Annotated in this window: 5 protein-coding genes; 3 read left to right on the forward strand and 2 right to left on the reverse strand. The window is 36.0% G+C overall.

Annotated features, from left to right (window positions below):
* Window positions 1-282 precede the first annotated feature (282 nt).
* A complete protein-coding gene (locus AACX38_RS04420; RefSeq protein ID WP_228865801.1) occupies window positions 283-1,275 on the reverse strand; it encodes a leucyl aminopeptidase in 993 nt (330 codons plus the stop codon).
* A 369-nt stretch (window positions 1,276-1,644) separates the two neighbouring features.
* Window positions 1,645-2,547 (reverse strand): LysR family transcriptional regulator, encoded by a 903-nt coding sequence (locus AACX38_RS04425; RefSeq protein ID WP_228865802.1) that lies wholly within the window; start codon window positions 2,545-2,547, stop codon window positions 1,645-1,647.
* A gap of 130 nt (window positions 2,548-2,677) precedes the next feature.
* On the opposite strand from AACX38_RS04425, the gene AACX38_RS04430 reads away from it, so the two are divergent.
* The 3 genes from AACX38_RS04430 to ghoS all read left to right on the forward strand — a co-directional run bounded on the left by AACX38_RS04430 (window position 2,678) and on the right by ghoS (window position 4,793).
* Complete coding sequence (locus AACX38_RS04430) at window positions 2,678-3,595, forward strand: DMT family transporter (protein ID WP_228865803.1); 918 nt, start codon at window positions 2,678-2,680, stop codon at window positions 3,593-3,595.
* Window positions 3,596-3,774: 179 nt separating this feature from the next.
* Window positions 3,775-4,098, forward strand: a complete 324-nt coding sequence (locus AACX38_RS04435) for a phage holin, lambda family (RefSeq protein ID WP_228865804.1) — start codon at window positions 3,775-3,777, stop codon at window positions 4,096-4,098.
* Between the two features lie 386 nt (window positions 4,099-4,484).
* Complete coding sequence (gene ghoS / locus AACX38_RS04440) at window positions 4,485-4,793, forward strand: type V toxin-antitoxin system endoribonuclease antitoxin GhoS (protein ID WP_228865805.1); 309 nt, start codon at window positions 4,485-4,487, stop codon at window positions 4,791-4,793.
* Window positions 4,794-4,958: the final 165 nt, after the last annotated feature.

The raw sequence follows: 4,958 nt of genomic DNA on the forward strand, positions 1-4,958 counted from the left end.
TTCTTAATCAAGGGATAGTGAAAATGAAAAATATTTTGGAATAAAAAATATAGTTAACAGAATTAAATATTGAAAAATATAACAAATAATAAAAAATTACTTACAATAAAACCACTCTCTATATGTTAACATAGGTGATATCTTTAATTAAAAATATAACGATTATCTTCTAAATTGTTCCATAAAACTAGAGGATTATATTAGGGCGAGATGCGAACTAAAGCTCGCACTTATATTTACGCTGAATATATATAAAATGAATCGAGAATTTTTCCGCTAAAATCAGATAATGAATTTGTTATTATCAAGCACAATAGTATTGTCAAAGAATAACTTTCCTCCCTGAAAAATTAAGTCTAAATGATGACTGCCTACTTCTCCCCCGCCTAATCCAAGATGTAACCCGGGATGCCTTTCTTCAAACCCCGCATTTAATCCATATAGCTTCTCCACACCACAGTTGGTCCCGATACCAAACTCTTCAATCGTACTGTTACTAGAGTTAGCTGATAGATATTTATCAAAATCTTTCGAAAATTCAGTGGATTGACAGGTAAAGTCGATAATTTTGCTATTTTTTATTGTCAGGTTGAAGAACTCACTGACAACACCATACTTAATTGCAAAAGGTATTGTACTCAGAAATGCACCGCTAAAACTGATAGAGCCTTCCAGATTATGTAGTTTTGTTGCAATTTCACCCGGTGTCAGATCATAATTACCAATGCCATCAATTGATGTCCAGGATTGGTTCACACTAAAAGTTGCAGTAAGAATATGCTCATCATTCTGCTGATAGGTTACTTTTTTACTATTATTAGCCAAATTAATTAAAATATTATTTCTGTCTTTGATAATATTTAACTCTTCAGAAAATGCTTCATAAAAATGTTCGCTATAATCTTTAAATAAAACAGACTTTCGCCAGTTTTCTCGCATAACTTTTCTTATTGCTGACAAAAACTCAGGACCGGATGATTTAAAAGGTTTTAAAGTTGAAGAAAGATAGAAAAATACATATAAATCACAACATTCAATCTCCCTAACTAAAGTATCGGAAGAGGTTAGTTCAAGAGATAATGAAGATATATTCAAAGTAGGAAATTCTGGCGAAACGGTTATAACCTCTTCAACAATATTCTTGTGTTCTTTATCCCATCCAACAAGTATATTAATTATATTCTCTTCATGTTTTTTTTCTTTAATAGCGGGATGATGTAACAAGCAAGTCAGCATGTTTTTTATATTTTTTCTTTTTTTATTAAGCAATAACACAATAACCTCCTGATAAATAACGGGGAATAACATCCCCGTTAAGTTGTCAGAAATTTAATTTCTATAATGCTAAACAGGCCACATTGCAGTTCCAACTGGAACAATAGCTTTTTGTTGCATTATTTCAACAGCTTCCTCAAAGGTTTCTTCTTCAAACCATTCATTCAGTTCGATTGCATCGTTTTCCATCTTAAACTCCAGTCTTTACATTACTGAATGCGAATATATGCTAGCAGCTATTATCGCATAGCGATTCAAACAGAAGTACTATAAGTCAACCAGCATACATATATCATAAATAAATTTGATATATTGTTTGGAAGAGCCGCTATATTGAACATTATTATTAAATAATACTTAATCTTATTACTAGGATTTTATTATCTGGCTAGAAAGTTGCTGCAAATGTTGAGAGACAACTTCAGTAATAAAATCTACCACTTTCCTTATTTTCAGGGAATATGCCAAATCTGCATGAATAACAAGCCAAAGAGGCTGATCTAACCCCAGCTTAGGAGAAAGGCAAATGAGATCAGCAGAATCAGCAATAAAATGAGGTAGGACTGCCAATCCCAAACCTGCTTTGACCGCCGCAACCTGAGCTGAGAGTGAAGTTGTCGCTATAGAAAGCGGACGACCATTCAGGGTTTTTTCCATCCATTTGTACATTGGAAGTTGCTGGCTCTCATCAGTCCAGCCAATAAAATGAGCATGACTATAGGCTTCATCAGATATCTGAGATGGATAATTTTCCCAGTATTGTTTACTGGCATATAATCCAAAACCTAGTATTCCAATCTGACGGACAGTAACATGGCCTTGTTCCGGCCTGACAAGGCGAAGAGCTAAATCAGCATCTCGGCGATGAAGGTTGACAGTACGTGAATCAGTAATAATTTCCAGTGCCAAATCTGGGTATTTTTTCTGCAAAACCGACAGATTAGGAATAATTAAATTGCTAGCCAGCATTTCTGTTGTTGCAAGACGCACTTTACCAGCGATTTTTGTACGTACATCAACTTCTGTCAAAAATGAATTTGCTGCAGTTTCCATTGCTTCTGCTTTTTCCAACAATCCCCTTCCATCTTCTGTTAACTGGTAGCCTGTCTGATGGCGAAAGAACAGAGGCATCCCAAAAGTTGCTTCCAGCCTTTCAATTTTTCTGGACACTGTTGCAATACCAACCCCAAGAAGGGTTGCTGCATTACTGATAGTTCCGGTCTGAGCAACTGCCAGAAATACACGAATATCATCCCAAATAAGTGATTGCATATCATGACTTCCATTTTTGGAAAATTATTTTCTATTTATATCTAAATATCTTTTTTTTCGACTATGCCACAATCATCCTAATAAAAATACAATCAATTTGATTTAATAAAAATTTAATCGAGTCAATAATATGCGTATACGAAATACACCACAGTTAGCGATTGTTATGACATTAATTGCAACATTTTTTTGGGGTTCAAATTTTCAGGTAACAAAGATTACCCTGATGAATCTGCCTCCGTGGACTGCTTCTGCTGAACGCTTTGCTTTTGCTGCCTTATTTATTTTCCTATTTATGATATCCAGAAAAAAATTTAACATTGGAATACTCAGAAAAAACTGGCTTACTTTTATTCTCCTCGGAGGAATTGGAGTTGCAGGATTCAATGGTGCATTATTTGTTGGTCTCCAATATGCAAACCCTGTTAGTGCTGCATTAATAATGGCAACAACACCTGTCACTACCAATATTTTTGAGAGCATCATTAATCGCCGTTCTCCTGATATAGTACGTATAACAGGAATGATACTCAGTTTGTTTGGTGTGATTCTGGTTGTTACCAATGGTCAACCTATGTTGGGTAACACTACTCATATTAATACCGGAGAATTAATTATCTTTTTGGGATCTCTGGGCTGGGCAATTTATACCATTGGGATCCGCACTTTTGTTATAGAATCAACACCTCTGGAATCCACTGGCTGGACGATGTTTTTTGGCACAATTATATTGTCGATCATTGCGATTTCGGTTGAATCACCCGTTTCGACATTATTATCTGCACCCTTTGAAAGTCATTTAGCTGATTTTTATATGGGTCTTGCTGGTTCTGTTGTTGCTTATCTATTCTGGAACATAGCAATTACTATTCGTGGCGCAGGAAAAACAGCTATCTTTTTTAATTTTGTCCCTATTTTCGCATTAGCGATACAGACTATTGTAGGAGACAGCCCCAGTTTCATCCAACTTTCCGGTAGCGCTCTCACTATTATTGGTGTGCTGATTGGACAGGGTATCAGCAAGGGCTCTGAGAGAACTTCACAATAAAAGTCACTATGAAGTTCGTATTATGCAAGGCACAACTTTATAAAAATGTGGAGATCCGGTGCTAACGCTATTATGGAAATATGTAACCTATCACTGAACACCGGGATCCAATCTCTGCCCAGTTAATTTTAATTCAGGCATTGTGATTGAACGACCGGAAATAAATTATGGGGCGAATAATGCAAGAATATCCTGAATTATGGATTGACCTTATGTACTACCTGAAAAATGCCTGGCCACAGATATCCGGCGCATTGCTGGCTATCATGATCTGTTATGGACGGCTGATTTATGACGGTGTGGAACGCAAAAACCGATGGGCTGAACCTCTTCTCTGTGGAGCACTTTCATGGGGATTCTCCAGCGGGCTAGAGCTGATTGGTATTCCTGTCAGCGTATCACCTGCTCTTGGCGGCGCAGTGGGTTTTCTTGGTGTGGAGAAATTACGCGAATTTGTGATACGCGCTATTGAGCAACGCCTGGAGGAAAAGGCTCATAAATAGATAACCCAAAATATATATACACAATGGATTTCAAGATGCGTCGCGGCGGCAAGGGAGATAATCCCCAGGAACATAGATAACTATGTGACTGGGGTGAACGAATGCAGCCAACAAAGAGGCAACTTGAAAGACGAAGTGTATAAAGCTCTGCATATTTGTAGAGCTATTAAATAGCAGATCTGATAATAAATATTATATTAAATCCCCTCTAAAAACATTTCATCAAATAACTGTGATTTAATGATATGGCGTAACGTCATTAATACCTGTTAAATTCTCCGGCATACCAACCTCGGAAAGAGATTGGATATAAATATCATCGCATTCTTCACACAGAAAACCGATGAATGATTTTATTTAAACATTAAATAAAAGAGAGGTAATCCATGGCTAATTATTTAATCCGCGTTGAAATCTATGGTGCAGGCCCAAGAGAAATTAATGCTCTTAACGAATCACTTAAAACAATTAACTTTAATAATAAAGTGATATTTTCAAATGGCAATGTTATGGCCTTACCTGCCGGCACTTATGTTGGTTATTCATTAAACACCGCCGCTGAAATAAGAGATAAAGTATATAAATTAGCATCTCCACTTTCAGCAAGAAACCCGTCAATATTTGTTTGCCAATATAATGAATGGTCTGCATATCTTTATCCTGCATCCATCAATGCATCTGCATCTGAATCCTAATTAAAAAAATTAGGTAATTTAATTCTCCAGTCAACCGATTGGCTGGAGAATCGTTTTTTTGCAAAAGATTTTATATTCACTATCATCTATCTCGTTATATACATTAGAAAAAACATTAAAAAAATAAAAATAAAATTACCCATCCAAAATATCCCCTACAAAAAC

This window comes from Xenorhabdus sp. PB30.3, from assembly GCF_963895965.1.
Taxonomy (GTDB): domain Bacteria; phylum Pseudomonadota; class Gammaproteobacteria; order Enterobacterales; family Enterobacteriaceae; genus Xenorhabdus; species Xenorhabdus stockiae.